Raw genomic sequence first — 2,558 nt, 5'->3', positions numbered from 1 at the left:
GAAATTTTAAATTTATAGAAACTAAAATACCTGATTTATATATTGTAGAACCAAAGGTATTTGGAGATGCTAGAGGATATTTCATGGAAAGTTATAACAAGCAACATTTTGATGAAGCAGGTTTAACAATGACTTTCGTACAAGATAATGAATCAAGATCTAAAAAAGGTGTTTTAAGAGGATTACACTTCCAAACACAACATACACAAGGAAAGCTTGTAAGATGTACTGAAGGTGAAGTTTGGGATGTTGCTGTAGACTTAAGAAAAGGGTCACCAACATACGGACAATGGGAAGGTGTATACTTAAGTGCAGAAAATAAGAGACAATTCTATGTACCAGAAGGTTTTGCACATGGATTTGTAGTATTATCTGAAACTGCAACATTTAACTATAAATGTACAGATTTCTATTCACCAGAACATGATGGTGGACTTTTATGGAACGATGAAGATGTTGCTGTAGAATGGCCATTAGATGGAATCGAAGAAATATTATTATCAGAAAAAGATAAGAAGCAAAAGAAATTTAAGGAATTAGACCTACCGTTCGTTTACGAAAAATAAAGAGTGCTAATTTGAAATAAAAAAATTAACGTAATGGAGGTAGTAAGATGAAGATATTAATAACTGGTTCAAATGGACAATTAGGAAATGAACTGCAAAAAATAGTAGCTACAGGAAAAGCAGAAATAGGAGCAGTTTCAGAAGAAATTAAAAATGCAAAAGTTTTTGCTATGGATGTAGATACATTAGATATAACAAACTTAGAACAAGTTAAGAAAGTTTTAAATGATATTAAACCAGACGTAGTTATAAACTGCGCTGCAGCAACAAATGTTGATGGATGTGAAGCAAATCAAGATTTAGCTTTTAAAATAAATTCACTAGGTCCTAGAAATTTAGCTATGGTAGCTGAAGAATTAGGAGCAAAAATAGTTCAAGTTTCAACTGACTATGTATTTAGTGGAGTAGGAGAAACACCATTAAAGGAATCTGATTTAGTGGCGCCTGTAAGTGTTTACGGAAAAACTAAGCTTTTAGGTGAAGAGTTCGTAAGAGATTTTTCATCAAAATATTATATAGTTAGAACAGCATGGCTTTATGGGTATGTAGGACATAACTTTGTTTATACAATGATGAAGCTTGGAAAAGATAGAGATACATTAAGTGTTGTAAATGACCAACTTGGAAATCCAACACATGCAAATGATTTAGCATATCATATATTAAAACTTATTGAAACAGAAGAATATGGAGTATACCATTGTACAGGAAAGGGAGAATGCAGTTGGTATGATTTTGCATCTGAAATAATGAAGCTTTCAGGAAGAAATTGCACTGTAAATCCTTGCACTTCTGCAGAATATAAGAGTATGTATCCTAATTCAGCGGATAGACCAGCTTATTCATCACTTGATAATATGATGCTTAGATGTACTATTGGTGATGAAATGAGAGATTGGAAGGATGCTTTAAAAACTTTCATGGATAATGTTGAAAAATAATTAAGATTCAAGATTAAATTAAATAGAACTTGATTCATTAATTATAGTAATAAAATTATTAACAAATTTAAGCTTTTAATAATAAGGAGAATTTAATTATGAAAACTTATTTAGTAACTGGTGGAGCTGGATTTATAGGCTCAAACTTTGTATTATACATGTTAAATAAATATGAAGATATAAGAATAATAAACTTAGATAAGTTAACTTATGCAGGAAACTTAGAAAATTTAAAGTCAATTCAAAATGATCCAAGACACATATTTGTACACGGAGATATTTGTGACAATGAATTAGTTAATTCTTTATTCGAAAAATATGAAATAGACTACGTTGCTCACTTTGCAGCAGAATCTCACGTTGATAGAAGTATAAGAGAACCAGAAGTATTTGCAAAGACAAATGTTATGGGAACAGTAAATCTTTTAAATTGTGCAAAAGCAGCATGGGAAAAAGAAGATGGAACATGGAAAGAAGGAGTTAAGTTCTTACACGTTTCAACTGACGAAGTTTATGGTTCATTAGGGGAAACAGGGTACTTCATGGAAACTACACCACTTGATCCTCATAGCCCATACTCAGCAAGTAAGGCTGGATCAGATTTAATGGTTAAGGCTTACCATGATACTTACAAAATGCCAATGAACATAACAAGATGTTCAAACAACTATGGACCATTCCAATTCCCAGAAAAGTTAATACCATTATTAATTAACAATTGTTTAGCTCATAAAGATTTACCAGTTTACGGTGATGGAATGAACATAAGAGACTGGTTATTTGTTGAAGACCACGCTAAAGCTATCGATATGGTTATAAACAACGGTAGAGTTGGAGAAGTTTATAATGTTGGTGGACATAATGAAAGAACTAATATTACAATAGTTAAGACTGTAATAGCTTACTTAAATGAAAATGTTGATGAAGCAGTTACTGAAAACTTAATTAAGTATGTTGAAGATAGAAAAGGTCACGATAGAAGATACGGAATCGACCCAACTAAGATTAAGGATGAATTAGGATGGTATCCTGAAACTACTTTTGAAGTTGG

Annotated in this window: 3 protein-coding genes; all 3 read left to right on the top strand. The window is 31.6% G+C overall.

Going from position 1 to position 2,558, the window contains the following annotated elements; translation table 11 throughout:
• Nucleotides 1-566 (top strand): dTDP-4-dehydrorhamnose 3,5-epimerase (gene rfbC, locus I4V63_RS15420; RefSeq protein WP_196002103.1); only part of this gene is annotated, 566 nt, incomplete at its 5' end.
• Nucleotides 567-613: 47 nt separating this feature from the next.
• Nucleotides 614-1,507, top strand: a complete 894-nt coding sequence (rfbD, locus tag I4V63_RS15415) for a dTDP-4-dehydrorhamnose reductase (protein WP_196002102.1) — start codon at nt 614-616, stop codon at nt 1,505-1,507.
• Nucleotides 1,508-1,605: 98 nt separating this feature from the next.
• Nucleotides 1,606-2,558: dTDP-glucose 4,6-dehydratase (gene rfbB / locus I4V63_RS15410; RefSeq protein ID WP_196002101.1), on the top strand; the 953-nt coding region annotated here is incomplete at its 3' end.

Origin of the sequence: Clostridium sp. 1001271B_151109_B4 (assembly GCF_015670405.1) — a bacterium.
Classification (GTDB): Bacteria; Bacillota; Clostridia; order Clostridiales; family Clostridiaceae; genus Clostridium.
Note: the sequence above shows the minus strand (reverse complement) of the source record. Positions and strands in the feature narration are given on the sequence as shown.

What these genes read in the sequence shown, in the direction of transcription:
- rfbD (WP_196002102.1), top strand. Translation starts at nt 614, where the DNA reads ATGAAGATATTAATAACTGGTTCAAATGGACAATTAGGAAATGAACTG.